The organism is Rhodococcus sp. ABRD24, from assembly GCF_004328705.1.
Classification (GTDB): Bacteria; Actinomycetota; Actinomycetes; order Mycobacteriales; family Mycobacteriaceae; genus Prescottella.
Window position 1 is genome coordinate 2,270,469 of the sequence record NZ_CP035319.1, and the last position, 23,730, is coordinate 2,294,198.

The 23,730-nt window shown below is 66.4% G+C and carries 26 protein-coding genes; 7 read left to right on the forward strand and 19 right to left on the reverse strand.

The genetic code is table 11. The features are described 5' to 3' along the window. Positions 1 to 61 precede the first annotated feature (61 nt). The 3 genes from aztD to ERC79_RS09935 all read left to right on the forward strand — a co-directional run bounded on the left by aztD (position 62) and on the right by ERC79_RS09935 (position 2,704). Positions 62 to 1,330 (forward strand): zinc metallochaperone AztD, encoded by a 1,269-nt coding sequence (gene aztD / locus ERC79_RS09925; protein WP_131577789.1) that lies wholly within the window; start codon positions 62 to 64, stop codon positions 1,328 to 1,330. A gap of 176 nt (positions 1,331 to 1,506) precedes the next feature. Continuing rightward, complete coding sequence (locus ERC79_RS09930) at positions 1,507 to 1,986, forward strand: alpha-isopropylmalate synthase regulatory domain-containing protein (protein WP_131577791.1); 480 nt, start codon at positions 1,507 to 1,509, stop codon at positions 1,984 to 1,986. Positions 1,987 to 2,083: 97 nt separating this feature from the next. Beyond that, a complete protein-coding gene (locus tag ERC79_RS09935) occupies positions 2,084 to 2,704 on the forward strand; it encodes a lipocalin family protein (protein ID WP_131577793.1) in 621 nt (206 codons plus the stop codon). A 117-nt stretch (positions 2,705 to 2,821) separates the two neighbouring features. Here the strand turns inward: ERC79_RS09935 and ERC79_RS09940 are convergent, their stop codons facing one another. The 10 genes from ERC79_RS09940 to ERC79_RS09985 all read right to left on the reverse strand — a co-directional run bounded on the left by ERC79_RS09940 (position 2,822) and on the right by ERC79_RS09985 (position 11,090). Beyond that, complete coding sequence (locus ERC79_RS09940) at positions 2,822 to 3,673, reverse strand: alpha/beta hydrolase (protein WP_165497073.1); 852 nt, start codon at positions 3,671 to 3,673, stop codon at positions 2,822 to 2,824. A 250-nt stretch (positions 3,674 to 3,923) separates the two neighbouring features. After that, positions 3,924 to 4,169, reverse strand: coding sequence for a hypothetical protein (locus ERC79_RS09945; protein ID WP_131577796.1), 246 nt, complete (start codon positions 4,167 to 4,169; stop codon positions 3,924 to 3,926). 72 nt (positions 4,170 to 4,241) lie between these two features. Then, positions 4,242 to 4,703: a hypothetical protein gene (locus tag ERC79_RS09950; protein ID WP_131577798.1), complete on the reverse strand. Its 462-nt coding sequence runs from the start codon at positions 4,701 to 4,703 to the stop codon at positions 4,242 to 4,244. A gap of 87 nt (positions 4,704 to 4,790) precedes the next feature. Continuing rightward, positions 4,791 to 5,099: a LuxR C-terminal-related transcriptional regulator gene (locus tag ERC79_RS09955; RefSeq protein WP_131577799.1), complete on the reverse strand. Its 309-nt coding sequence runs from the start codon at positions 5,097 to 5,099 to the stop codon at positions 4,791 to 4,793. A 273-nt stretch (positions 5,100 to 5,372) separates the two neighbouring features. Then, positions 5,373 to 6,401: a hypothetical protein gene (locus ERC79_RS09960; RefSeq protein ID WP_131577801.1), complete on the reverse strand. Its 1,029-nt coding sequence runs from the start codon at positions 6,399 to 6,401 to the stop codon at positions 5,373 to 5,375. Then, on the reverse strand, positions 6,401 to 7,615 hold the full coding sequence (locus ERC79_RS09965; protein WP_131577802.1) for an ATP-binding protein: 1,215 nt from the start codon (positions 7,613 to 7,615) through the stop codon (positions 6,401 to 6,403). Before ERC79_RS09965 ends, ERC79_RS09960 begins: the two co-directional genes overlap by 1 nt. Then, positions 7,582 to 8,202: a response regulator transcription factor gene (locus ERC79_RS09970; protein ID WP_242676796.1), complete on the reverse strand. Its 621-nt coding sequence runs from the start codon at positions 8,200 to 8,202 to the stop codon at positions 7,582 to 7,584. Before ERC79_RS09970 ends, ERC79_RS09965 begins: the two co-directional genes overlap by 34 nt. A gap of 289 nt (positions 8,203 to 8,491) precedes the next feature. Further along, the gene (locus ERC79_RS09975) at positions 8,492 to 8,959 is read right to left on the reverse strand and encodes a MarR family transcriptional regulator (RefSeq protein ID WP_131577805.1); all 468 of its coding nucleotides are present in this window, start codon (positions 8,957 to 8,959) and stop codon (positions 8,492 to 8,494) included. After that, the gene (locus tag ERC79_RS09980) at positions 8,956 to 9,567 is read right to left on the reverse strand and encodes a DJ-1/PfpI family protein (protein WP_131577807.1); all 612 of its coding nucleotides are present in this window, start codon (positions 9,565 to 9,567) and stop codon (positions 8,956 to 8,958) included. Before ERC79_RS09980 ends, ERC79_RS09975 begins: the two co-directional genes overlap by 4 nt. Positions 9,568 to 9,608: 41 nt before the next feature. Then, positions 9,609 to 11,090 (reverse strand): SDR family oxidoreductase, encoded by a 1,482-nt coding sequence (locus ERC79_RS09985; RefSeq protein WP_131577808.1) that lies wholly within the window; start codon positions 11,088 to 11,090, stop codon positions 9,609 to 9,611. A gap of 24 nt (positions 11,091 to 11,114) precedes the next feature. Between ERC79_RS09985 and ERC79_RS09990 the strand changes: the two genes are divergently transcribed. Further along, a complete protein-coding gene (locus tag ERC79_RS09990) occupies positions 11,115 to 11,768 on the forward strand; it encodes an alpha/beta fold hydrolase (RefSeq protein ID WP_131577810.1) in 654 nt (217 codons plus the stop codon). A 6-nt stretch (positions 11,769 to 11,774) separates the two neighbouring features. On the opposite strand, the gene ERC79_RS09995 is transcribed toward ERC79_RS09990, so the two are convergent. Further along, positions 11,775 to 13,241 (reverse strand): DUF4185 domain-containing protein, encoded by a 1,467-nt coding sequence (locus ERC79_RS09995; RefSeq protein WP_131577811.1) that lies wholly within the window; start codon positions 13,239 to 13,241, stop codon positions 11,775 to 11,777. Between the two features lie 171 nt (positions 13,242 to 13,412). Here ERC79_RS09995 and ERC79_RS10000 point away from each other — a divergent pair, with 171 nt between their 5' ends. Next, the gene (locus ERC79_RS10000; protein WP_131577813.1) at positions 13,413 to 14,531 is read left to right on the forward strand and encodes a hypothetical protein; all 1,119 of its coding nucleotides are present in this window, start codon (positions 13,413 to 13,415) and stop codon (positions 14,529 to 14,531) included. Between the two features lie 57 nt (positions 14,532 to 14,588). Here ERC79_RS10000 and ERC79_RS10005 read toward each other — a convergent pair whose 3' ends face one another. From ERC79_RS10005 to ERC79_RS10040, 8 genes are all read right to left on the reverse strand, one after another. Beyond that, positions 14,589 to 15,440 (reverse strand): methylamine utilization protein, encoded by an 852-nt coding sequence (locus ERC79_RS10005; RefSeq protein ID WP_131577814.1) that lies wholly within the window; start codon positions 15,438 to 15,440, stop codon positions 14,589 to 14,591. Positions 15,441 to 15,491: 51 nt separating this feature from the next. Further along, entirely contained in the window at positions 15,492 to 15,782 is a 291-nt protein-coding gene (locus ERC79_RS10010; protein WP_242676870.1) for a cupredoxin domain-containing protein, read from the reverse strand. Between the two features lie 35 nt (positions 15,783 to 15,817). Then, on the reverse strand, positions 15,818 to 16,168 hold the full coding sequence (locus tag ERC79_RS10015; protein WP_131577816.1) for a plastocyanin/azurin family copper-binding protein: 351 nt from the start codon (positions 16,166 to 16,168) through the stop codon (positions 15,818 to 15,820). 11 nt (positions 16,169 to 16,179) lie between these two features. Continuing rightward, positions 16,180 to 17,772 carry a multicopper oxidase family protein gene (locus ERC79_RS10020; protein WP_131577817.1) on the reverse strand — a complete coding sequence of 531 codons (1,593 nt, stop codon included), beginning with the start codon at positions 17,770 to 17,772 and terminating at the stop codon, positions 16,180 to 16,182. Continuing rightward, positions 17,769 to 19,088, reverse strand: a complete 1,320-nt coding sequence (locus ERC79_RS10025; RefSeq protein ID WP_131577819.1) for a hypothetical protein — start codon at positions 19,086 to 19,088, stop codon at positions 17,769 to 17,771. The genes ERC79_RS10020 and ERC79_RS10025 overlap by 4 nt, the downstream gene beginning before the upstream one ends. After that, entirely contained in the window at positions 19,085 to 19,792 is a 708-nt protein-coding gene (locus tag ERC79_RS10030) for a methylamine dehydrogenase light chain (protein ID WP_131577820.1), read from the reverse strand. The genes ERC79_RS10025 and ERC79_RS10030 overlap by 4 nt, the downstream gene beginning before the upstream one ends. A gap of 97 nt (positions 19,793 to 19,889) precedes the next feature. After that, positions 19,890 to 20,504 (reverse strand): redoxin domain-containing protein, encoded by a 615-nt coding sequence (locus ERC79_RS10035; RefSeq protein WP_131577822.1) that lies wholly within the window; start codon positions 20,502 to 20,504, stop codon positions 19,890 to 19,892. Between the two features lie 53 nt (positions 20,505 to 20,557). Then, positions 20,558 to 21,142 (reverse strand): MauE/DoxX family redox-associated membrane protein, encoded by a 585-nt coding sequence (locus ERC79_RS10040; RefSeq protein ID WP_131580967.1) that lies wholly within the window; start codon positions 21,140 to 21,142, stop codon positions 20,558 to 20,560. A gap of 286 nt (positions 21,143 to 21,428) precedes the next feature. Between ERC79_RS10040 and ERC79_RS10045 the strand changes: the two genes are divergently transcribed. Both ERC79_RS10045 and ERC79_RS10050 read left to right on the forward strand, forming a co-directional pair. Further along, a complete protein-coding gene (locus ERC79_RS10045; RefSeq protein WP_131577823.1) occupies positions 21,429 to 22,967 on the forward strand; it encodes an APC family permease in 1,539 nt (512 codons plus the stop codon). After that, entirely contained in the window at positions 22,967 to 23,728 is a 762-nt protein-coding gene (locus tag ERC79_RS10050) for an IclR family transcriptional regulator C-terminal domain-containing protein (protein ID WP_131577825.1), read from the forward strand. Before ERC79_RS10045 ends, ERC79_RS10050 begins: the two co-directional genes overlap by 1 nt. Positions 23,729 to 23,730: the final 2 nt, after the last annotated feature.

Consider the following 23,730-nt stretch of genomic DNA (forward strand, 5'->3'; position numbering starts at 1 on the left):
CATGCACTGATGCAGATTATTGCCTTTGACAATCATTTACATTAAGCGATAGACCTGCGGTATGACCCGCATCGACCACACTTCCCGCCGCCTCATCGTTGCCGCCTCGGTCGCGACGTGTGCGGCCCTGCTCGCCGGCTGCACGTCCGAGGCCGACGGCACCACCACCGCGACGTCTACGACGGCGTCCACATCCACATCCACATCCACGTCCGCCCCGCCGGCGCAGGTTCGGTCCGCCACTCCCCGTCTCGCACTCACCTACGCCGGCGGCATACTCGTCGTCGACGCCGAAAGCCTTTCGTTGGTAGGGCAATCCACGCTCGACGGCTTCAACCGTCTCAACCCGGCCGGCGACGAGCGACACGTGATCGTCTCTACCGCCGACGGTTTCCGCGTGCTCGACACCGGCACGTGGTCCGAGGCGCACGGTGACCATTCGCACCACTACACGGCTGCCCCGGCACTCACCGACATCACGTTCGATGCCGCCAAGCCTGGCCACGTCGTCCGGCACGCGGGCCGCACCGTCCTGTTCGATGACGGCACCGGCCGCATCGAGTCGTTCGACGCCGCTGGGCTGGCCGGCGGGAAGCCCGAAACATCGACGTTCACCACCCCGCACCCGCACCATGGCGTCGCCGTGGAACTCGCCGACGGTGGCCTGATCACCACGATCGGCGACGAGAAGTCCCGCACCGGCATCGTCGTCCTCGATGCCGCCCGCAACGAGGTGACCCGCAACGAGCAGTGCCCGGGCTTGCACGGCGAGGCCGTCGCCGCGGGTGAGGCCGTGGCGTTCGGCTGCCAGGATGGCCTGCTGATCTACCGCGATGGCGCGATCACCAAGGTCACCAGCCCCGACCCGTACGGGCGGATCGGCAACCAGGCCGGCTCGGAAGAATCGACCGTCGTGCTCGGCGACTACAAGAGCGATCCGAACGCCGACCTCGAGCGGCCGCAGCGGGTGTCGCTGACGAACACCGTCACCGGCGAGCTGCGCCTGGTGGACCTCGGCACCAGCTATACGTTCCGCTCGCTGGGCCGCGGCGCGTTCGGCGAGGCCCTGGTCCTCGGCACCGACGGCAAGCTGCACGTGCTCGATCCGACGTCCGGTGCGGTGCTCCGCACGGTCCCGGTGATCGACCCGTGGACCGAACCGCAGGAGTGGCAGACGGCCCGTCCGGCGCTGTTCGTGCAGGGCTTCACGGCATATGTGACAGATCCCGCGACCAACCGAATTCACGCCGTCGACTACGAGAAGGGGCAGGTCACCACCACCGCCGAGCTGCCGCACAGCCCCGACGAGATCACCGGCGTGCGCGGCTGAGGTTCACCCGGAGGGTTGCACGTACCCGGCAATCGCGCTTAGACTCCTCGGTCATGCAGCGCATTCAGGTAGTAGTTCACCGCCGTAGCGGGGTCTGATTCGGACCGACCCCTCGCTGCGGGTCGTTGAGCTATATACCTGTCGGTCCTTCCTTCACCTCAGGAAGACCCCCGAAAATGCGCACCTCCCAGGCTTTCGCCACCACCACCGCATCGTTCTCCGACGATCCGTTCTCGCTTCGCTTCGGTCTCCCGCTGCCACGCGACATGCGCGCCCAGGCACAGGGTCTGACCTGGGCCGAATTCACCGAGCGCTTCGCCCCCACCGGCGGACCCGTCCGGCTGCGGAGCTGGACGTCGGAGCACCTCGGCGCCGGCCGACACACGTACACCGCCACCCTCGGGCTCGGCGACACCATCTCGTCGTCGTCCGCGACGGCCACCGGCCCCATCGCGGCGCTGACGTCGATGCTGTACGACGCAGGTTTCCAGCTCGAGATCCTCTCGTTCCACCAGCAGCGCACCGACGCCGGCACCGCGACGTTCGTCCTGTGTGAACACGACGGCCAGCGCCGCTGGTCGATGGCGATCGCCGACGACTGCAACTGGTCGGCCCGCGCAGCGATCATCGCCGGGGCAAACCTGCTGCATCGCTGAGTTCCCCGACCGAAGATCCTCCGGACCCATCCGCTGACAGGAGCGGCACCGAATACCGAGCGACCGCTCCTGTCAGTAGATACCCGGAAGGATCACCATGTCTGTCTCGAAGAAGCTCACCGCCGGACTGTTCGCTGCTGCCACCGCGGCCGCCCTCGCCACGGCCGCTCCCGCCTCGGCCCAGCCCCCCGGTTCAGCAGATCTGTGGCAGCCGCTCGCCCCGATCCCGTCACTCGACGTCGCCCGGTACGTCGGAACCTGGTACCAGCTCGCAGCCGTCCCACAGCCGTTCAACCTGCAGTGCGCCCGTGACAGCCGCGCCGTATACGGGGTGATCGACGCGTCGAACATCAGCGTGAACAACACCTGCACCACGTGGAGCGGCGGCACGGACGGTGTCGTCGGCAATGCCCGCGTCAACGACCCCGTGACGAACGCCCAACTGCACGTGAGCTTCCCGTCGGTCCCCTTCCAGGGCTCCCCTGACGGTCCCACCAACTACGTCGTCACCTACCTTGCCGACGACTACTCGTGGGCGTTCGTCGGCGACCCCGCCCGCGTCTCCGGGTTCGTGCTCTCACGGACGCCGGCGGTCAGTGACGCGCAGTGGAAGCAGATCCGCAGCGTCGCCGAGTCCCGCGGCTACAACTCCTGCCTGCTGCTCACCTCACCCACGACGGGCGGGCGGTCCGACATCGCGCCGCTGTGCACCCTGTAGGAGTACCGCTTCTACATCCCGACGCCCAGGTCCCCCCCGTGGACAGATCTCTCGCACCGCGTCGGTGACCCGTGGCGGGGCACCGACCCGTGGCGTGCCCGAGGGCGAGATTTCAGCTCAACCTCGCGTGTCCGCCTGTCCGAGTCGCCAATGGGCCTCCAACGCGTCGACGAGTTCGCGTGCCCGCTCGTCCGGGAAGAACAGCCTTGCCCCGGGGACCTCTACGACATCGGTGGCTCCGGGGATGAGATCGACGAGCCAGTCGGCCCAGGACCGACGGAAGAAGATGTCGCCGGTGCCCCACACGATGGCGGTGGGCACCTCGCACGAACTGAGAAGAGGCCGGATCGGGGCGAGCAGGGTGGGTTTCATCGACGACAACAGGGTTGTCATGAAGCGAACGCCCTCGCGGCTGCCCAGGATCGGTGTCAGATAGTCGGTGATGACGTCGTCGGGGACGGCGGAGACGTCCTGGTAGCCGGTGCGGTAGATCTGCTTGCCGAGCTTGGCCCGCTTGGCCAACGGGGCGCCCGCGCGCAACAGGCGGGACTTGGCCGCCCAGACGGCGGGCCGGAACGCTGGGGGTGGGAAGTTGCCTTCGGTGTCGCAGTTGGTGAGCGTGAGCGACGCGAACCGCTGCGGGTCGCGGGTCAGCACGATCTGGGCGACGGCGCCACCGGTGTCGTTGCCCACGAGGTGGACCTCGCGTAGGTCCAGTTCGCGGATGACAGTGTCGACCGCGTCGGCCAGGCCCCACACCGACGGCTCTCCCACTGGCGGTGTGTGCCCATGACCGGGAAGGTCGACGCTGATACAGCGGCGGTGGTCGGACAGCAGCTGCACGCAGTTGCGCCAGAGCCTGCCGTTGGTGAAAACCCCGTGGACGAACAGTGTGACCGGCCCCTCCCCCACGTCGGTGAAGCTGATGCCACCCGCGATGCGGCGATAGGGCGCGAACTCGTCGGTCACGAACTGCTCCTGGTCTATCGACTAGTCGGCCGGTTTGGGTGACTAGACACCGCTGCCAGCGCTCCAGCTGTCACGGTAACGGCCGCGTCGCCGATCAGTAGGCCCTTCCGTTGCACGGGCTCACTTGGGTCGTCGATCCGGGGACACTGTATCCCGGCTGTGTCCGGCGGACACGGCAGCGCGCCGGAGCCGCTCACCTGCCATGCCGACTCACCGCCACGGACCTCGACAACCCTCCAGGGCATCCCATCTAGACGCCGCCACGGGACTGCCGCAGTTGATGGGCACGGATTTCAGCCTCTTCCCGTGCGATTCGCTTTGCAGCGCTGCGCTTCTTGACTGTGCTGTAAGCCTTCAACCCACCGACGAGCAGGCACACGAGCCCGAAACCCCACACCCAGACAACGCCAACACTGAATCCGATCGCCGCGACGAACAGCCCTACCGGAATCAGCAACGCCGACTGCGACTTACGTCCGCATCTCCGATCGGACATTTCGTGAGTGAATACCCCTCTGTTACAGCAGAATTCGAATGTCGACTGCCCGCACAACGGGTTGGGGTCGGGTCAGAATTCGAGGGAACCGAGCGAACCGTTGCCGCCAGGAGCAGGCTCTACCGTGTCGTTCGGAACGATGTGCGGCTTGGCCGGAGTAGTGGCGGCTCCGCCGACGGTCAGCAGGTGCGGCTCCAGGCCGAAACCGCTGCATCCCCATGAAATCGTGTAGTTACCGGCGGGGACGTCGGCGATGGTCACGGTTGTGGTGTTGCGGGGGGCGACTCGAATGTTGAGGAACTCGAACGTTGTGGGACCGTTGCCGCGGACCGAACAGGAGAGGCTCTTGTACGAGTCGGCGTTGGCGATCGAAGCGACGACAGTGTTGTGTCGTGGTGTGGCCAACGTCAGCGTAGTCGTGTCGACGATATAGGCCTGTGCGGTGCCCGTGGACATAAGGGTTGCGGCCGTGATGCCGACTCCTACCAGAAGCGGGCGCACTGCTCCGCGGGAGTGACGGGACGAGAGTGCCATGTGTTCCTCACTTTTCAGCAATGAATCTGTGGATGAGAATATTTCGAGCGCCGCCGGAAGACGGGGAGAGCTCGCGCCGGCCGGCGGTCAGCCCGCGTGGGCCGAGTTCAAGGGCCCGATAGCTCGAGCGATGTCGTGGAGGGTGCAGTAGCCGTCCTCGATCGCGCGGACGAGAAGTGCGACCTTGCTACTCGCCGGGCGCTGTGCCTGGTGGTACTTGTCGCGGATGCGTGTCAGGTGCGTGTGCACCGTGGCTGTGGTGATAAACAAGTGCTGAGCGACATCCTGTTTCGAGTCGCAGACAAGCCAGGTCGTGAGCACTTGTTCCTCACGTGCCGTCAACGTCGGCACCGGCGAGCACATTGTCCGGGCGGGGAGTACCTCGGGCGCTGTCATCGGTGTCACTCCTCACGGTCGCACTCGAAATGCGTGTCTCATCGGTCTTCGGACACCGAGGACGATATGACCGCGTGGTCGGGAGAAGCTAGACACTTCATCGGGGGGCCCCTGTTCGGGTGGCACCCGAACAGGGGGCTGTCAGCGGTGCGAATGAATGCATGCTGCAGGATCGGACGGCCTGCTGCTCCGCTCGGACGGCTGAGTGTCGCGGTGTCTCGATGTCGCGGTGTCTCGATGTCGCGGTGTCTCGATGTCGTGCGAGGGGATGGGTCAGGCGTAGCGGTGGATACGGCCGGTGTGATCGATCTCGTGCAGGCGGGATCCACGTTCGTCGTCGACCGAGACCGAGGCGATGACCGATCGACCGGCTGGTAGAACTCGGACGCACACCTGCCCGGTGCGGGCGCTGTCGAGTGCCTCGGAGGCTGCTGCGTGGACGACGCTGGTGAGGGTCTCGTCGAGGTCATGAGGTCCGCGGTCGTCGATGAACACGACATCGATTCCGCGGGTGCGGGCCCGGTAGGCGGCGTTGTCGATTTCGAGGGTGGAGAGGATCGGTGCCCGTAGCCGGTCGCGCAGATGCGCTTCGAGCAGTTCGCATTCGGTGCGCTCGGCTTCGGTCAGTTCCTCATTGGTGGCGATGCGTTCGAGGAGGGGCCGGACCAGGCTGTCGAGGTGGCGCAGCTGGCGACGGCGCTCGTCGGACGCCGCGGTGTCAGCGGACAGTTCGGCGACGCGTGCGGTTGTCTGGGCGCGCAGCGAGAACACCGCTTTGGCGGTCGGACGCAGGGTGAAGGACAGCAAGGCGGCCATGACCAACGGGGCGGCGTCGATCGCGACCAGAGCGATCCCGGACATCGCTCCCTGCCCGGAGTTCTGCGCCCAGAGCGCGAAGACCGTGATCATGCCGGCGAGCCCCAACCAAGGGGTGATGCGGCGTCCGCGCACATTCATGAAGCAGTAGATCGCGGTGCCGCCGCCGTGGATCCATGTCTGCAGCGAGGACCCCGCAGTCGGTGGTGTCACCCACAGTACGAGCGCACACGCCACCGGCCCCGACATCGTCAGCGCGATCGTTGCCACCGTGGGCAAGGGATCACCGGGAACGACGACCAACATGATGGTTGCCGCCACGAGGACGATCGTGGCGGCGACGGGTGGCCATGGGTTGGTGACATGGACGGAGGAGGCGACGGTGACGGTGGCCATCGCCGCGAAGTAACAGGTGAGGATCAGCCACGCACCGCGGGTCCGCATGCCGAGCAGGTCGCGGACATCTTCGCGGGGGTATGCAGACATCAGTGAGCTGACCATTCCAGAGTGACGCGGGTGCCTTCGGCACGTCGGGAGGCGATGGTGGCGGCGCCGCCGGCGAGGTGGGCCATCCGTCCACGAATACTCACCGCGATCCCCAACCGTTCGGCGGGAACCCTCCGCGGGTCGAAACCCACACCGTCGTCGACGATCTCCACACACAGCCGGCCCTGATTCGCGGTGACGGACACCCAAGTACCGGCCGCGGGACCGGCGTGGCGGCGGCTGTTACGCACCGCTTCGGCGGCCGCAGCGGCGATGGTGCGGACCGCCTCGAGGAGATACTGCGGGCCCCCCGACGCGGCTGTGTCGGCCGTGGACTGAAAACGCACTGCTGGATCGGCCGCGCTGGTGGCCGCACGAATCTGCGCGACCGCGTCGGCAGCGGATACACATGCCCCCACCTCGGTGGTGGCCGATTCGTCAAGGGCGGTCAGTGCTCTGTGGGCTTGCTGCGCCAGCTCGACCGAGGCATCTTGACGGGCGGCAGCGAGCAGTGTGGTCATGACCTCGTCGTGGGTGAGCTGGGCGAAGCGCAGGCGCTCGGCGGTACGGGCTTGCGCAGCAGCGGCCTCGGAGGTGGCCGTATAGGCCTGGGCGCGGGTGGAGTCGAGTATCGCGGCGGTGCGCATGGCCATGACTGCCGCGGCGAAGTAGATGAGAGAGAACGCAAATGCCCAGGCCATGTCGGGCAGCAGTGGGCCATTGAACTCCGGAGTACGCACCGTGTGATTGATCGTGACCGTAGCGGCCACCACGATGCACAACACGGCAAAGGCGTAGCCCGGTCGCAGCGCGATAGCGGCCGCGATCGCGGCGACTCCACAGAACATCGAGAACCAGATGTCGGTGCCGTCGAGGAGTTGACCATTCCATCCGAACCACCACGATCCGATCGCGATCAGATAACCGGCGGTGGCCACCGTGGTCGCGGTCTTCACGCGTCGGGCCGAGGCACGCCACGCCAGCGGCCCGAGCATGATCCCGGTTCCGAAGACCAGCGGCAGCGCAAGGGCAGTCCACCAGGTGTCCATCACTGCCAGTGATGCCGTGATGGCGGGAATCGTCACGACGGCATAGGCGAGGTAGCCGACGGCGACGAAGAGGGCCATCTGCCGCAGAATCCGCAGGCCCGCAGTCTGATCCCGCTGGTCGTCCGCGGCGCTCAGCGAAGAGATCGGCGGGGAATAGGTAGCCATCCATCCTCGATTGCACGCTTGTACAGGTCGGTCTTGGTCGGAGAAGGTCGGCCCGCGGCGCTGTACTTGCGGCGAATACGTTTGAGGTAGTCGGAGACGGTATCGGTCGACAAGTCCAACGCCTTGGCGACCCCCGCCGTGGATACTCCAGCGGCGTACAGCTCGAGGACCCGCCGAAGCTGGGGTGAGAGATCGACGAACCCTGCGTCAGCGTCAATGGCGGCCGCCCAATCAATCGTCGGCACCATCGTCCCGGAAGCGGCGTCACGCAACGCGTCCACGAGTACCGCCTCGCGCACATTCTTGCGCAACACTCCCAGGACACCCGCCTTGGCAGCCATCTGCACCAGATGTGGGTGGTCGCCCGAGGTGTACACGAGCGCGGACATGCCCGCCTCCCGCAACAACTCGACGTTGGTATGCGGTGACGAGCCGTCCTCGAGCCGCAGATCCAGCACAACCACGTCCAGTTGGGGGGCTCGAGTCAGCAGTTCAGGAACAGTGCTCGCCGCCGCCACCAACTCCATATCCGACTGCTCGCCGATGATGGCGCACAGACCTCTGACGATGGCATCGTGATCGTCCACAACTCCGATCCGCCACCGATGACTGCCTCGTTCCGTTTGCACGGCGACAATAATGGCCGACCGACGACCTTGGCCGCACCACATTGGCACACATCACATCACGGCCCCGTCTGACCCGGGTGTGGATCGAGCGATGCGGCGCCGGCGACTGGGGCGGGCACAGATTCGATCGACACCAACTCTTCCCTTTCACCTCTCGTTCACCTCTCTCGGAAACGCTCCCGCACATTCTCCGACAGCGCCCGGGCCTTGGGTATCAGCCGATCAGATGAACCAGACGTGTCGGCCCCTATTCATCAACATCCGGGGTGTCGTGGGCCAGTTCCCCGAGGACCGTCGACAGCCGGCGAATCGCAGCGAGGGTGGCGGCCAGCTCATCTCGCCCCATCGCCTCGACCAACCGGGCCGCGAACCCGGCGTGGGCGGGCCCGATCTCCGCGACCGCCTGCCGCCCGTCGTGCGTGGGCGTGACGAGCTTGGCACGACGGTGCGCGGGATTCGGCTGGTACTCGGCGAGACCGCGCGCGACCAGTAGATCGGCGACGCGTTGCACGCTCTGGCGCGTGATACCCATCTCGCGGGCGATGTCGGCGACCGACAGCGGCTGCGAGAGAACAGCGCCGAGCACCTGCCACCAGGCCGCGGTCAGCCCCACGGGCCGGGCCAGGCCCTCGGCCACTTCCAGGAACTGACCGTTGAGCCGGAACGAGCCGAGCGCGAGACCGCTCAGAAGGTCCTGTTCATCGCGCACGCTCAACCCGCCATCAGCTCGTAGAAGCCGGCGGGATCGCGCTGACCGTAGAGCTTGAACCACGACGCCAGAACATTCGGTTCGAACACGTCGAGACGTTCGAGAATCTCGCGGGCGAAGTGGACCGGCGCGTTGGCCGCGGCTGTGATGAGATCACGATCGGTGACGGCCGGCTCCTCGCGGTACAGGTGACCACCGGCATAGCCGACCCCGCTCAGGAACTCGGCCGCATTGCTCGTGTGCGCGCGATCGTCGAGCAGTCCAGCCATGGCCAGTCCGCCCGTCGCGCCGCAGATCGCGGCCACCGGAACTCCGGCGTCCAAGAACTCGCGAGCCTTCGCGGCGAAGGGAGTGAACTGCTCGGTGTTCCAGATGTCGTTGCCGGCCAGAACGAGCATCGCGCTGTCCTCGGGCCCGACCGCGTCGAGAGTGGTGTCGGGCAGCATCCGCAGCCCGCCCATCGTGACGATCGGATCGGCCGTGGCACCGACGGTGGCCACGGCGTACCGGCCCGGATCCTTGTGCCACATCGGCTTGTTGATGTGATCGATCGCGAGACCGATCTCCCAATCGACGAAGGTGTCGTAAACGGCGACATGCACGACTTCATTCATGACAGTATGTTGTCATTTCGACAGCTTCCTGTCAACTTGGGTCACTCGATCGTTGCGGACTCCCGCGCTGCGGCGCCGGTGATGTTGGTGAGCATGCCCTTGAAGATGATCCCGTGGAACGGCAGGATCGAGTACCAGTAGAGCCTTCCCGCAAGGCCTTTCGGGAAGAAGATCGCGCGCTGGTCAAGCCGGGAGCGGTGCGGCCCGTCCGGGCTCACCCGCCATTCGAGCCACGCCCCTCCCGGCGTCCGCATCTCCGCGCGCAGCCGCAATAGCTTTCCGCGATCGATCTCCTCGACACGCCAGAAGTCCAGCGGGTCACCGGTATTGAGCCGACGCGCGTCGCGTCGGCCGCGCGTGAGCCCCACCCCGCCGACGAGCCGGTCCAGCCAGCCGCGAATCACCCACGCCAGGGGGAACGAGTACCAGCCGTTCTCGCCGCCGATGCTCTCGAGCACGCGCCACAGGGTCTCGGCGTCGGCGTCGCATCCGGCGCTGCGCTCGTCGGTGTACACCACCTCGCCCGCCCAGTTCGGGTCGGACGGCAGCGGGTCCGAGGGCGCCCCCACCGGCGAGGCGCTGGCCCAACTGGTCTCCACCTCGCCGTGCTGGATACGACGCAGCGCGAGCCGGACGGCCTGTGGATACGGCGTCAGCCCCTCTTCCGGCGGTGGAATGATGTCGTCGATGTCGTGGTCGGCGGCGACGGCGTCGTTGTGCAGCGATTCGATGAGCGCGCGTCCGAGGGAACTCGGAATGGGCGTCACCAGCCCGATCCACAGACCCGCCAGGCGCGGCGTCAGCACCGGCAGCACCAGCACGCGGCGTCGCCGCAACCCCGCGACCTCGGCATACACCTTCATCATGTCGCCGTAGGTCAGCACATCGGGGCCGCCGATATCGAACGCGCGGCTGCGCGGCAGCGGAGCGTCGGCCGCCGCCACCAGGTAGTACAGGACATCGCGCACTGCGATCGGCTGGATCCGGTTGTTCACCCACCTGGGCGTCGTCATCACCGGCAGACGGTTGGTGAGGTGCCGGATCATCTCGAAGGACGCCGAACCCGAGCCGATGACGACCCCGGCCTGCAGCACCAGCGTCGGGACGCCGGAGTCCATGAGAATCCGTCCGACCTGCGCGCGCGAGCGCATATGCGGCGACAGTTCGGTGCCCTCGGGATGCAGCCCGCCGAGGTAGACGATGCGTCCGACACCGCTCGCCTCAGCTGCGGCGGCCATATTGGTCGCCGCGATCCGCTCCACCTCTACAAACTCCGCAGGACCGCCCATCGAGTGCACCAGGAAATACACGACGTCGATGTCCTTCGTCGCCGCGGCGAGGGAATCCGGATCGCCCAGATCGCCGCGCAGAATCTCGACCTGCTTCGCCCATGGCACGTCGCGCAGTTTCTCCGGCGAGCGCACCAATACCCGGACGGTATGTCCGGCGGCGAGCAGACGTGGGGCCAGGCGGCCACCGATGTAGCCGGTGGCCCCGGTCACCAGCACGCGCAGGGAGTGCATTCCTCCACGGTAACCTCGATAGCCATGAGCGCGCTCGGCGAACCGGTCCTCCTCGACACCGACGAGGTGTACGGCTATCTGCACCGCCCCGCGGGCGCCGCAGTCGGCAAGCTGGTCCTGACGCACGGCGCCGGCGGCGACTGTGAATCAAAGCTGTTGCAAGCCATGGCATCCGGTTTCGTCGAACTCGGCCTTCTAGTGCTACGCTACAATCTGCCGTTCCGGCGGCGTCGGGCTTCGGGCCCGCCGAATCGTGCCCACGCGGCGACGGATCGTGACGGCATCGTCGCCGCCGCCGATGCGATCCGCGAGATGACCGACGGACCGATGATCCTCGCCGGCCATTCGTACGGCGGCCGCCAGTCGACGATGTTGGCCGCCGAGCGTCCCGAGGTCGCGGACGGACTTGTGCTGCTGTCGTATCCGCTGCACGCACCGGGTAAACCGGAGAAACTGCGCACCGAACACCTACCGCAGCTGCGCACTCCGTCACTGTTCGTGCACGGCGACCGGGATCCGTTCGGCACGCTCGACGAGATCCGCACCGCCCTCGAGCTCATGCCCGCCGAGCACCGGTTGCTCGACATCGAGGGTGGCCGGCATGGGCTGGACCCCGAGAAGGCCTCTGTGGTGGAGCGAACGATCGCCGCGGCAGCCGAATTGTTCGCTATTCGTTGACAACAGCTACTCGCCGATACGGGCTCGCATCAGGAAGACGTTGTAGTCCGACCACGTCGAGATCGTGAAGTACAGCTCGTTCTCCGTGGACCACGGATGGATGAAGCCGCCGTACAGCTCCGGATAGTCGAGCACCGACACCATCGGGGCTCCGTCCGACCACTCGCCCTGCGGCGAATCCGATTCGCGCAGAACGATGGCCGTCTTCACAGTGTCCAGGTACGACATCCGCCACTTGCCGGTCGCCTCGTCGTAGTCGACCGACAGCTCCGCGACCGGGCCGTGCACGATGGGCGTGGCCGCGGTGTACCCGCCGACAGCCGTCCAGCTCCCGTTGCTCCAGTACTGGTACGCAGACTTGTTGAGCACCTGGTCCTTCGGTACCCGCGCCAGGCCGACCGACGCGAGCCGGGTGTTGGGGGTACCGAACATGTAGACGAAGTCGCCGGCCGGCACCATCGCCGCCACTTGGAAGTTGGTGACACCGAAGATGTTGTCCCACTGCGCATACGGATCCTTGACCCAGGTGGAGCCACCGTCATCGGAGTACGCGATGCCACCGTGATTGGTCCACCACGTCCCGGGGATGCTGTTCCACGTGCGAATCGACATGTAGCTCATGTACTGCCGGTCGCCGATCGCGAAACCGGACGTCGGGATCGTGGTGATTTCCACGTTGTCCATCTTGCGACTGCTCAGCACCTCTGCCGCATGGCAGCGACTGTCCTGCACCATCGAATCGATGCTCATGCCGTCCGCAAGATTGCGGTCGGTACTGAAGCCGAGAACGTTGCTGCGCCAATCGTCACCCTGCCCGCCCGGCGGATGAAAACCCTTGCCGATGGTGTCGCCGAACGCAATCGCGACCTCGCCGGGCGCACTCTCCCACATGATGCCCAGGTCGGTGCCCTGAACCTGCCAGCGCTTGTCGGTGCGATTCACCGAACCGGCTCCGGTCAGCTTCGCCACCCGATCGACCTGCGCGATCCGCGGCATCGGCGGGGCGGGGGTACGTGGCGCCGGTTCGGTGGCGGGATCGGCGAGCGGCGGCGGTGCGGGCAGCGGCCCGGGATCCGGGCCCGGGACCGGGATGCCCAGGTGGAACGGGACCGGCTTGACGCCGATCTGCGGGATCTTCAGGTCAGTCGACAGCGACGATGGCGGCGCAACCTCGCCGGTCAGATCGGGACATGGGTCGTTGCAGGGATCGGCGGGCAGCGGCTCCGAGGCGATCCGCGTCGTCGGCGCCACCGGTGCAGGGTACGGGACCGGGGTGATCACCGGATAGGGAAGCGGCAGTTCGAGTTTCTCGGGAATGATCGACTCGAGCTGGTGTGACAGATCCGCCGCGCAAGGCCCGGTTCCGGGCGCTCCGTTGGGCAGCGGCTGCGCCGCCGCGGGCCCAGCCGCGGTCGCGAGCATCCCGGAACCGAGAAGCGCCACAGCTGCCGCCGCCGCAAGCCTGTTCGACATGGCTCCCCCGATCCGAACCTCACGAGTCGTCGTCCGTCAGGCCTGAACTCACCTGGGTCTGCATGGACGGTAACACCAAGATCATCGCGATTGCGCGCTCGCGCAAACCCCTGCCGCGGCCAGTTTCGGCTGGGTAGTGTGAGGAGCGACCAACGACAGGGAGGTCGAGGAATGCTGCACAGCGATATTCCGAGTCAGGGCGAGATCCGGGCCCTCGCGGCCGTCGAGGGCCGAACCTGCCTTTCGATCTACACGCCCACCGAAGACGACATCCAGGACCCTGGCAAGAGTCGCCTCGAGTTCTCCAACCAGGTCAAGGCATGTCTGGACAAGATCGACGACCGTCATGAGCGGATCGCATTCGAGAAACCGTTCGAGGACTTGATCGGCGACGAATCGTTCTGGCGGTACCAGGCACGCTCGCTGGTTGTACTGGCGACGACCGATCGGGTCCGGACATTTCGGCTGCCGAACCGCCTCGAATCCTCGGCGACCGTCGGCGACCGCTTCTACCTCAAACCGTTGCTGCGAGCCGTGACGTTCCCGCAGACCGCCTTCGTACTGGCGCTGGCGGAAGGGTCGGTGCGGTTGGTCGAGGTCACCGCCGACCAGCCGGCCGTGGACGTGAAGGTGCCGGGCCTGCCGTCCGACGCCGCGTCGTATGCCGGTGTGGCCTCTCTCGGAAGGACCGCGCACGGGCAGGTGCACGGGCGGGTGCAGGGCGAGGAGGGCCGCAAGTTGCGGGTCCGCGAGTACGCCCGCGCAGTGGACCACGAGCTGCGTACCGTCCTCACCGGACGCGATACCCCGCTGATCCTCGCAGCAGCCGAACCCACGGCCTCGATCTTCCGGTCGGTCAACAGCTACAACCGCCTGCTCGACCAGGGCATCCCGGGCAACCCTGAGGAGATGACCGACGATCAGCTCGCGACCGCCACCCGCGTCGTGCTGGACGGCTTCTATTCCGAACAACTCGCCCGCACGCGCGCGGAGTTCGACGAGCTGCGGTCGAAGGGACGCGGGCAGGTCGAGATCACTGATATCGCCCGCTCCGCGACCTTCGGCCGCATCGAAACCCTGTTCGTCGACATCGACGGCATCGTGCCGGGCAGTGTCGACCCGGACAGCGGCGCGGTGACGCTCGCCGAGACCGACGGCAGCCATGCCTACGGCGTGGTCGACGAGATTGCCCGCCGAGCGCTGCTCACCGGAGCGCGGGTACTGGCGGTGCGGGCCGACGACATACCCGAAGCTGTCCCGGTGGCAGCGATCCTGCGCTTCGCCGGCTGACCCCACACCGCAGTGCGCGGAGCCGACGGCAGCCGAACCCGTACCGTTGTCGGCGCCCTAGACCAGAGCGGTGAGTGCGAAGGCTCCGAGTGCGACGAGACCGGCACCGGTGAGGGTTTGGACGCGCCGATCGATCACGCACATCGCGGAGAGGAAGCCCGGCATGGATCCGCCTCGGCGCGTGTGGACGATGGCGAGCAGGCTCGGCATACAGCGCCCCAGGCTGACCAGCGTGAACAATGCGGCACCCAACGCGGGTGATCCAACCGCGATCACTCCGAGTGCAAGCAGGTAGTACGCGCTCGATCGGATGAAAATGACGAAGCCCGGGCCGATCATCGCACCGAACAGGAGGGAAACCTTCCACGGCTCCATCGAACGTCGCAGATGTCGGGGTAGCTGACGCCTGCGCATCGGCGTCGGTATCGTCACGAGCCCCATCTCATGAAGTCCGTACGCGAGAGCCAGCGCGGCCCACACCCCCAGAGCCCATCCCATGGGGAAGGCTCCGGCAGCCAGAGCGCCCAGCACACCGATGAGCGCACCGGTGGGCGCTCCCGTCGCGATCGAGCCGAGCGCGTGCCAGCCGAGTCGGCGCATCGGCGTCGACGAGCCCTTGCGGCCCGGCTGTTTGGGAGCCGCGACGACACCCGCCACGGACATCCCGCACGTCGACCAGTTCGCCGCAAGTGCGGTGAGGACGCCGGCACCGACGACCGATGCCGTCAGGGCGGCGCCCGGCGCGGGCGCGGCCAGGGCGCCGGCGCCGGCGCCGACCAGCGCGGCGGCGGCAACCAGTGCGCCGCGCACCGGCATCGACACCGCCTTCTGCAGCGCGGGCCGGATGGCCGGGAGGTCGGCCGCGATCGGGGCGTGCGCGAGCGAATCGCGCGTGAGTGTTTCCGTCATAGTTGTCTCCTTTGGTCTCTTCCTGTGTGGTCGTTCGAACTGCTTTGCGGGTCAACCCGTCACGGTGACGGTCCCGGTCATGTACCGATGGACCGAGCAGTGGTACTCGTAGACGCCAGGAGCGTCGAAGGTGTGCTCGTAGCTCCCTTCTGCGGTGATACCGCTGTCGAATTCGCCGTCGGATCCGACGTGGTGAAGCAGGCCGCCGTCCTCGAACCGCCACTGCACCGTGCCCCCGACCGGCACTGTGACGTCCATCGGCCCGAAGTGCACGTTGCGAATCACCACGACCGCGTCCGGCTCCGCCGGCGCCGACTGCCCGCACGCGACGGTCAGCGGCAGGAGTGCCGCAACACCCCAGATACGCCAGGTCCCCACTACTGGACGATGACGGTGCCGACCATCATCGGGTGCGGCGTGCAGTGGTAGTCGAAGGTCCCGGCCTCGTCGAAGGTGTACTCGTAGGTGCCCTCGGTGAGCAGTTCGCTCTCGAGCTTCCCTTCCAATTGTCCTTCGCCGACGACGTCGTGCGGCATGCCGGAGTCGTTGAAGCGCCACTGCACCGTCTGCCCCTTCTCGATACTGACCTGGGCCGGGGTGTAGGCCATGTTCTTGACCTCGATCACGGCGGCGGGTTCGCCGCCGGCCGCATCGGTGTCGCCACTACACCCACTGACCAGAGCTGCTGCGGTGACGACTCCCACGGACAGCGCGAGGATTTTCTTCATATCCGGTCCTCTCAACGGATGTACCGCAGATTTGCGGTCATCCCGGCTTCGAAGTGATACGCGTTGTGGCAATGGAACATCCACTCACCGGGGTTGTCGGCGTCGAACTCGATCGCCAACTCGCTGCCGGGCAGGACGATCACCGTGTCCCGCCGCAATCCGCCGTACTCGGGTACGGCGAACGTATGCCCGTGCGTGTGCATCGGATGCCACATCGACGACGAGTTCGCCATCGTGATGCGCACCCGCTCGCCCTGCTTCATCACGAGCTTGCCGGCGTCGGCGCCCGCCATGCCCCACACGTAACGGTCCCCGGCTTGGATGAGCTCTATCCGATAGTCCCGGTCGGGCCGCCGCTCCGCGAGTCGCACCGCTTCGACGGGGCGCAGGTCACTCTCCTGCACCAGGCGGCCGGAAAGTTCCGGAATATTTCCGCCCACATCGGGATTCGCGATCGGCAGCGCATCGGGTGTGCGCAGAATCGTCGATGCATAGCCTTCACGGCCCTCGACCTTCGCGACCACCGGCCACACTCCCGATCTCACGGTCACCAGCGCGTCCACCCGCTGCGCCATCCCCACGATCACGGTGTCCGCGGTTACCGGCTGAACGTCGTAGCCATCGACGGCGACCACCGTCAGTTCGTGCCCGGCAACCGCAAATCGATACGGAGTCTCGGCCGCGGCGTTGATGATTCGCAGCCGCAACCGTTCACCCAAGGGCGCCTCGATCACCGACGGATCGTTCGGCGGGCGGCCGTTGATCAAATGCATCGGATACGCGATGTGCTGGGTCATTCCACCCAGTACGACCGAATCGCCGTGCCCCCGTGACACCAGCTCCTGCGCGACACCCATTTCGGTGTCGGAGTGCACCGCTGGAGCCGTCCCTCCGCCGTGACCACCGTGGCCCCCGGAGATGGCCGGATTCAGCGCCATCATCACCGCGTCCGGCGATGTTCCCATTCCGTCGACCCAGTCGTCGAGGACCAGCACCGCATCTGCGTCGGCGCCGGACCGATCGTCCGGATCCTCGACGATCATCGCCCCGAACAGGCCGCGATCGGCCTGCAGACCACTGTGCGAGTGGTACCAGTACGTCCCGGGGTCCGGCGCGATGAAGTCGTACTCGAATACCCCGCCGTTCGGTGCGATCGCCGACTGCGTCACCGGGGCCGCGCCGTCCATGTCGTTCCGAATCCGGATGCCGTGCCAGTGCAACGTCGTCTCGGCCGGAAGTCCGTTGCTCACCGACGCCCGCACCCGGTCGCCCTTGCGCAGCCGCAGTTCCGGTGCCACTGCTGCACCGCCGTAGGTCCACGTGTTCACCACTCGACCACCGAGATCAACCCCGCCCACACTCGCAGCGAGCGCGAACGACGCCGTCGTACCGCTCGCGGCGCGCGCGGCCTCGGCCTGAGCGATCTCCGGATCGGTCGGCAGGATGTAGTCCAGGTCGTTCGCCGACGGTCCCGCCGACACATCCGAGCTGCAGCCCACTGCGCCGAACCCGAGGGCCCCTAGCCCTACCGCCCCCGCGCCCAAGGAACCGAGGCGGAGGAAACGGCGACGGTCGAGAGTGACTCGGTGGACGGATCGAGTCATTCGAGCACCTGTGGAGTGAGGAGGGTGCCGACATCGTCGACGGTTGCGGTGACATCGACAGCACTGATCTGATTGCCGCTCGCGGAATCGATCCCGACTATCTTCTGCTTGGACTCGCCATCCACCTCGGGTCCACTGCCGAGCACGTAGAGCGTGCGACCGTCCACCGAGAACGCCATGCTGTCGATTCCGGTGAGGCCGAGTGCCGCGAGGTCGACGCTCTTGACAGGCGCGAAGGTCGACGCGTCATGAAGGTCGATCTTCACGACGTCACCACCACGCGCGGAGTCCGGGTGAATCTCCGTGTCGGTGTATTCGATCGCGATCCGAGTGCCCGTGTTGTCGATGACATTGCCGGCAAAGCGCCCGCCGTCCTGTCCGGCATTGCCGATCGGCGACACCTCGGACGTGGGCAGCCCGTTCGAGAAGTCGAATACGTACACATCACCGTTCGCGCACACAAGCAACGCCTTCTTTGCCTCCGCAGCCCACGAAACCTCACGCGCGCTGACGAAGTCGGCGGGCAGGACCTTGGTCCGCCGGGTTTCCGCGGGCACACCCGCGTCGTCGATCGAGATCTGGATGAGCTCACGAGTCTCCTCGCAAACGCTGTAGATCTCATCTCCGTCGACCCAGGTGAACGGCCCGCACCCGACGATCTGGAGGGCGCCGGTCTCCTTCTTCGCCGCGAGATCTACGACGCGGACGCCGTACAGGCCGTCGTCCCACGTAACGAAGTACTTCCCGTCCGATGTGACGGCACTCGAACCTGGCCGCGAATGGACGCGGGCGTAGTCGGGCAACAGCACCTCCGACGGCTCGAGCAGATTTCCGGAGTAGGTGGTCACCGTGAAGTCGGCCGCACCGCGAGACCCTCGCGGTCTCCAAACCTCAGCAGCGAGAACTGCAGGATCACTGGGTTTTTCGCCGACGAACCCGTGGATCACCGGATCCCAGATACCCGGTCCGACGACGAACCGGCTTCCTGCCACCCCGGTCGCGGGGTCGATGGCATTGACACCGAGCTCGAGTTTCCCGAAACCGTCTGCCACCACGAGTAGTTCGTTCGGCTTTATAGGTTCGATCTCACTGACGTGCAGCGGCTCGGGAATGGTGGCACCGATCTCCTGATCGTCGCTTCCCAGCGAAATTCCCTCGCCGGGAGCGGTGTATCCGACGCTCGGATAGGTGACCGCGCCCGCGGAGCTCGCTTGGTCCCCGGCGTCGTCGGAGGAACACGCTGACAGCGAAAGAACCAGGGCGAGCGGCACGGTGGCCGCGGCACCACGAACGACACGACGTGAAGTGACACTCATGATCCGGCACCGACCTTCGGGCGAGCGGCGGGACGGGCTTGGCAGTCCTCGCCGATGATGGGGGCCATAGTGCAGGTGTACGCCTGTGACTCGTCGGATACGCACCAGATGATCTCCTGGTCGTAGCTACCGGAGACCGGGTTGTACATGATCGCCTGCATGTCCGGCTCACCGCAGTAGGCATTGGAACACGATGGGGCACCGCAGCAGTCGTAGTAAGCGATGAGATAGGTCTTGCCCGTGTCGGGATTGGTACAACACCCGACCCAGAATTCGGCACCTGGCTTACTACCCGGGGCGCACGTGGTGACACCGCCGCCGTTGCACGCCGCACAGGACGTGCCGTCCATGTTGCACCAACGCCAGTACTCGCATTCGGCCGGATCCTTGCCGTCGTACACCGGCACGAGCGGATCCTTGTCCGGCGGCGACGCGGGAACGGCCGGCGCTTCCTGCGCAATCGCACTGCGGGTCACCGGAAGCGAACTGATGAGTGCGACTCCGGACACCCCCATAGTCCACCGGCCGATCTTGCCGATCAGCGATCGGCGCGACACTCGCTCGGACATGCGGCGACTGGCGCGGCTTGTGATACTGCCGCCTTCCCCAGCCATCCAGGCGGTCTGCGCCTTCACGGTCTCCTCGTCCACGGGATACCTGTTCTCGTGCATCTCCGGTTGATCGTGCATCGGTTTGTCGTCCATCGATTCTCTCCATTCTCGAAAAAGGAAGCTGCAGAACAGGGTCAGCGCGGCAGTATCCGCCGCAGGGATTGAACGGCGCCCTGGCGCAATCGGTGTGTCAGGCGTTCGCCGAGGCGCGGACCTTGGCCGACTCGTGCAGGTGTTGCAGTGACGGAGTGCCGGATTCAAGTGCGTTGAGCAGACTTTCAACCTGAGCCATGTGATTGCACAGCCCCTTGGAGCGAATCTTGCCGTGCTCGTCGAGGATGACGCCGTAGGGCGTCGTGCCCACCTGATAGGCAATGCCGACATCGCGGCCATCGACGTAGCTGAGCTCGCTGCCGATGCCCGATCCGGCGAGGAACTGCTCGTGCTCGGCCGGCGTACCGTCCGAGATGACGACGACCTCGAGGTCCTTCTCCGCCTTCGCCATCGCCCGAAGACCTGGCAACAGGCTCTTGCACGTCGAGCAGGTCGGCGCGGTGAACAGCAGCAACTGCGGCTTGTCGCGATGCCCACCCACGCCCACGGTACGACCGAGGTGGTCGGTGAGGCCACGGAATGTGGGGGCGACCTGCTCGATCTTCGGGCCGGTATCCATCATGCGGGCCCCGAGGGGACCGAGCCGCACCTGCACCCGGCCGATCTCCCGGGCGAGCGCCAGGACCATGAGGAACAGGACCACGACCGCGACCACCAGAACTACTGTCACGATGAGGAAGTAAGTGTTCATGATCAATCCTTGTCGTCGGGGACAGCCATGGAGACCGCCGTCGGAGACATCCGTCAGTACCGCGAGACCGTCGACGCGGCGCGCAGTTCGATGGAGGCCTTGGTCAGGTGTTTGTCCACCGGTCGACGACCGGGGTGGACGATTGTTCTCAGTTGCGCGGAGGCTGCGACAGCAGCGATCACGACCACCGCCGACCCGATCGCGGTGAGGTGCTCACCGACGGTCGGTCGCTCGAACGGCATGACCGCGAGCAGGGCCGACACCACAGCCAAGGCGCCGGCACGCAGGGCATGGAACCACCCGATCCGCGGGGCCTCGCCGCCGTGTCCGAACGCGAAACACCCGCAGTCGAGTTCTCGTCGACCACGCATCAGGTTGATGGTGAGGCCGGCGAGGAAGGATGCGAACAACAGCGCGGCGGCGGCAGCAGCCGGACGCGCCGCGAACCCGGTGATCAGTGCCGCACCGAGCGCGATCTCGGCCCAGGGCAGCACCGCGGCCACGAGTCGTTCGAGCGGAGCGGGCAGCACCCGGTAGCCGCGGACCGAGCGCAACATTGCGCCTCGGTCCCGAACCTTCGGAACGCCCGCCAGGAGAAGCACTCCCCCGACGACCGCCGCAATCATCATCCACAGCATGCGACCGATCACTCCCTTCTCCGGCGGCATCGCTTGACGCGTCGAGAGCCTTTGCGCCCGAGCAGAAGAGCTGATTGCGGCACCGCGATGTCCGTGTGGATCCATCGTTGCCGGGGATGAAGACGCTCTCGCAACGGAAGGGAAACGTTCGATCGCACGGCGAGTGGGAGTGCGGTACCGGATTTCCACTTGCGAACCACGCATTCTTCGCAAAGGTAACCGACACGAAACACGCCGGGTCTATCTTGCGTCGTGTGCCACCGGTAGGAGAGAGGAGACGAGAACCATGACAGCCGCACTCCGGGCAGCAATCGCCCGCTCACAGGATGTGGAAAGCCCTCTCGATCAGGTGTATTCGCCCCTCCGTGCGCTCGGACGCCGACAGCTGTCGCTGATCGACCTCGTCGGCCAATCGCTCTCGACCATCGCCCCGGCCACCGGCATGGTGTTCATCGCCCTGTGGATGACGACGCACCGTCCCGGCATCGGCGGGGTACTGGCCATCGCCGTGACCACGGCGGTCGTGAGCCTGGTCGCACTGTGCATCACCCAGTTCACCCGGCGGCTCGCGGCAGCGGGCTCGCTCTACAGTTTCGTCTTCCAGGGGCTCGGCGTCCGCGCCACGCTCGTCACCGGAACCGCGCTCATCGTCGGCTATCTCGGGATCTCGATATCGGTCATGTCCCAGACCGCGCGCAGCCTCGTCGACATCGGCGATCTGATGGGTAACGACGTCCCGGGTCCGGCGCCGTGGCTGCTCGCCATCGCGCTGCTCGGAACGGCCGTCGCCGCGATCACCGTCCGTGGCGTGCGGTTCGCAACCCGCGCGATCCTGATCGTCGAGATCCTCTCGCTCGTTCTCATCGTCACGATCATGCTCGGCACACCGAAGGACACCCAGGCGAACACCACCGCGCTTCCGGACGCGCCGCTGAGCCTGCTGCCATTCCTGGCAATGTTGACGGTGCTGTCCATGGCGGGCTTCGAAAGCTCCGCCTTCTTCGGTCCCGAGGCCAAACGGCCACTCGTCACGGTTACCCGGACGGTGCTCGTCTCCCCCATCGTCGTCGGCGCCCTGTTCGTGTTCACAGCCTGCGCGGCTCTCCTCGGCCACGGATCGGTGATCGTGGGCGCCTACTTCGACGGCACGGCTTCCGGCGCCTCCTGGGGCGTGGTTCTCGCGGTGAAGACCGGCATGACCTGCTCGTGGTTCGCCTCGACGCTCGGCTGTGCTCAGGCTGGGTCACGCCTGCTGTATTCGATGGGAGTCGAGCGTGTCCTGCCGGCCGCACTGTCCCACGTCCACCCTCGATTCCGCACACCCTACGTATCCGTCGCGCTCTTCGCGGCAGCGAGCGTGGCCGGGGCGATCCTCTACGTGTTGGCCGCCGACTCCGCCTCGGCTTCGTTCGACGGCGTCGTAGAGATCGGGTTGATTGCTTCCTACACACTTGTCGCGGTGGCCTCGCTCCGCTTCCTGCGCCGCATCGGCGAGGACACGATCGTGACCCGGGCCGGCGCATCGTTCGTGGCGGTCCTCGGAGCCGGCCTTCTCGCATTCGTCGCAGTGGACGGCACCCGGCACGGCCTATGGGTGATTCCCGCTGCACTCGCCATCATCGGGTCGTCCGGCATCTTGTGGCACGAGGTGCTGCGCCGGGTACGCCCGGCCAGTCTCACCACCATCGGCGCATTCGATTCGGTGGAGACTGCCGACCTCCTTCCCGGGGCAGGTTTCCTGGTGGTCGCCGAGGACGGAAGCCGGCACATCGTCGCGGACCGCGGCGGCCCGTTGGAGCGCCGTCTGAACGACGGTAGGAACTGATGCAGTCACGACCCTCGGTTCGGGCCGACGGCGCACATTTCAGCGGGCAACAGCCGCGGGCCGTCCAGAAGGCCCTCGGTATGCTCGAAGCGGTTGCTCACCTCGGTCCGGGTACCTCTGCCAAGGAGATCGCGCGGTTCGCCGACGTCCCACCCACCACCGCATACCGGATGCTCAATTTTCTTGTGGCAGAGGGATTTCTCGTGCGAGTTCCCGATCTTTCCGGATTTGCACTCGGCCGCCGTACCGCCGAGCTCGCCCACTCCGCCGCCGAGACCAGGCCGTCGGATTCCCTGCACGAAGTGGTCGAGGAGCTCCGTTCTCACACTCGATTCGGAATCCACGTCGCCTCGTTCTCCGGTGGCCGGCTGAGATTCGTCGACCACGATCCCGATCACGAGATCGCAGCCGTCGGCGTGCTGTCGAAGCATCTGCACGCGACTGCGCTCGGAAAGGTGATGCTCGCACACCACCCGCAGCTCGGAACCGGCGCCGCCGGATTACCCCGCCTCACCGAGTACACCATTTGCAACCACGACGAACTCGCCCGCGAGTTGCGCATGGTCGTCCTGGACGGGTTCGCCCACGAAAGCCAGGAGTCACGGATCGGCCGTGCCGGGCTGGCCGTGCCGATCCGCGACGAGTCCACGTGCGTGGTCGGCGGTCTCTATCTCCAGGGCGCTGCCGGACGCGTCCACCCGGACGACGCCCTGGTGCGATTCCTGATCGACGGGTCGGCGCGGCTGACCGGAATGCTCTGAGC

What these genes read in the sequence shown, in the direction of transcription:
- aztD (WP_131577789.1), top strand. Translation starts at nt 62, where the DNA reads ATGACCCGCATCGACCACACTTCCCGCCGCCTCATCGTTGCCGCCTCG.
- ERC79_RS09930 (WP_131577791.1), top strand. Translation starts at nt 1,507, where the DNA reads ATGCGCACCTCCCAGGCTTTCGCCACCACCACCGCATCGTTCTCCGAC.
- ERC79_RS09935 (WP_131577793.1), top strand. Translation starts at nt 2,084, where the DNA reads ATGTCTGTCTCGAAGAAGCTCACCGCCGGACTGTTCGCTGCTGCCACC.
- ERC79_RS09945 (WP_131577796.1), bottom strand. Translation starts at nt 4,169, where the DNA reads ATGTCCGATCGGAGATGCGGACGTAAGTCGCAGTCGGCGTTGCTGATT.
- ERC79_RS09950 (WP_131577798.1), bottom strand. Translation starts at nt 4,703, where the DNA reads ATGGCACTCTCGTCCCGTCACTCCCGCGGAGCAGTGCGCCCGCTTCTG.
- ERC79_RS09955 (WP_131577799.1), bottom strand. Translation starts at nt 5,099, where the DNA reads ATGACAGCGCCCGAGGTACTCCCCGCCCGGACAATGTGCTCGCCGGTG.
- ERC79_RS09960 (WP_131577801.1), bottom strand. Translation starts at nt 6,401, where the DNA reads ATGTCTGCATACCCCCGCGAAGATGTCCGCGACCTGCTCGGCATGCGG.
- ERC79_RS09965 (WP_131577802.1), bottom strand. Translation starts at nt 7,615, where the DNA reads ATGGCTACCTATTCCCCGCCGATCTCTTCGCTGAGCGCCGCGGACGAC.
- ERC79_RS09980 (WP_131577807.1), bottom strand. Translation starts at nt 9,567, where the DNA reads ATGAATGAAGTCGTGCATGTCGCCGTTTACGACACCTTCGTCGATTGG.
- ERC79_RS09985 (WP_131577808.1), bottom strand. Translation starts at nt 11,090, where the DNA reads ATGCACTCCCTGCGCGTGCTGGTGACCGGGGCCACCGGCTACATCGGT.
- ERC79_RS09990 (WP_131577810.1), top strand. Translation starts at nt 11,115, where the DNA reads ATGAGCGCGCTCGGCGAACCGGTCCTCCTCGACACCGACGAGGTGTAC.
- ERC79_RS09995 (WP_131577811.1), bottom strand. Translation starts at nt 13,241, where the DNA reads ATGTCGAACAGGCTTGCGGCGGCGGCAGCTGTGGCGCTTCTCGGTTCC.
- ERC79_RS10000 (WP_131577813.1), top strand. Translation starts at nt 13,413, where the DNA reads ATGCTGCACAGCGATATTCCGAGTCAGGGCGAGATCCGGGCCCTCGCG.
- ERC79_RS10005 (WP_131577814.1), bottom strand. Translation starts at nt 15,440, where the DNA reads ATGACGGAAACACTCACGCGCGATTCGCTCGCGCACGCCCCGATCGCG.
- ERC79_RS10015 (WP_131577816.1), bottom strand. Translation starts at nt 16,168, where the DNA reads ATGAAGAAAATCCTCGCGCTGTCCGTGGGAGTCGTCACCGCAGCAGCT.
- ERC79_RS10020 (WP_131577817.1), bottom strand. Translation starts at nt 17,772, where the DNA reads ATGACTCGATCCGTCCACCGAGTCACTCTCGACCGTCGCCGTTTCCTC.
- ERC79_RS10025 (WP_131577819.1), bottom strand. Translation starts at nt 19,088, where the DNA reads ATGAGTGTCACTTCACGTCGTGTCGTTCGTGGTGCCGCGGCCACCGTG.
- ERC79_RS10030 (WP_131577820.1), bottom strand. Translation starts at nt 19,792, where the DNA reads ATGGACGACAAACCGATGCACGATCAACCGGAGATGCACGAGAACAGG.
- ERC79_RS10035 (WP_131577822.1), bottom strand. Translation starts at nt 20,504, where the DNA reads ATGAACACTTACTTCCTCATCGTGACAGTAGTTCTGGTGGTCGCGGTC.
- ERC79_RS10040 (WP_131580967.1), bottom strand. Translation starts at nt 21,142, where the DNA reads ATGCTGTGGATGATGATTGCGGCGGTCGTCGGGGGAGTGCTTCTCCTG.
- ERC79_RS10045 (WP_131577823.1), top strand. Translation starts at nt 21,429, where the DNA reads ATGACAGCCGCACTCCGGGCAGCAATCGCCCGCTCACAGGATGTGGAA.
- ERC79_RS10050 (WP_131577825.1), top strand. Translation starts at nt 22,967, where the DNA reads ATGCAGTCACGACCCTCGGTTCGGGCCGACGGCGCACATTTCAGCGGG.